Raw genomic sequence first — 627 nt, 5'->3', positions numbered from 1 at the left:
GGTCTCCATCTTGACAGCGAGATAGGTCGTTGCCGCGATCGCCAGCAGGCTGATCGAGGTGTTGACGACTCCGGTTCCGAAGCTTCCACTCGGCGTCAGGATGTAGCTCGCGATCGTCAACGCGATGCATATTCCAGAGACCGTGCCCATGCCCCGCGTGTGGCTGAAGCGAGCCGACAATAGAACGACAATCACATAAAACGTCGCAGCGGATATCTCGTAAGGGGTTATGGTGTCGATGATGAAGATGCCGATAGTGAGGATGCCGATCAGCAAGGGAAGCGTTCCAGACCTAACGAGGCGCCATAGCCCATCGATGAACGTCAGTAGTTCCCTTGAACGGGTGCCGAGCGGGTATCGATGCGTCAAGTTTGCCTCGTGATCTATAGGATCGACGTGGGCAGGCTGATTGACTGGTGTTTTTTATGGAGCCATCGCAGTTCACTTGATGTAGGTGTGCAAAACGTCGACTAATTCGAGCGCGGCATTACGTTCAGCTTCTGTGGGCGTGCGGTTCGCATCGACCATATGCGCTTGAATGTGCCCATTGACGACTTCGGCCATGATTCCGTTGATCGCACCGCGCGTGGCCGTGACTATCCGCATCACGTCGCCGCAACTCTCATC

At 55.5% G+C, this 627-nt stretch carries 1 protein-coding gene and 1 pseudogene; both read right to left on the bottom strand.

From position 1 onward, the window contains the following. Positions 1-276: pseudogene (locus tag AACY52_RS29230) on the bottom strand (two-component sensor histidine kinase); the annotation flags it as partial. A gap of 165 nt (positions 277-441) precedes the next feature. Beyond that, positions 442-627: metal-sensing transcriptional repressor (locus tag AACY52_RS29225; protein ID WP_339561206.1), on the bottom strand; the 186-nt coding region annotated here is incomplete at its 5' end.

The organism is Pseudomonas sp. EA_65y_Pfl1_P113 (assembly GCF_963970525.1).
Taxonomy (GTDB): Bacteria; Pseudomonadota; Gammaproteobacteria; order Pseudomonadales; family Pseudomonadaceae; genus Aquipseudomonas; species Aquipseudomonas tritici.
Note: the sequence above shows the minus strand (reverse complement) of the source record. Positions and strands in the feature narration are given on the sequence as shown.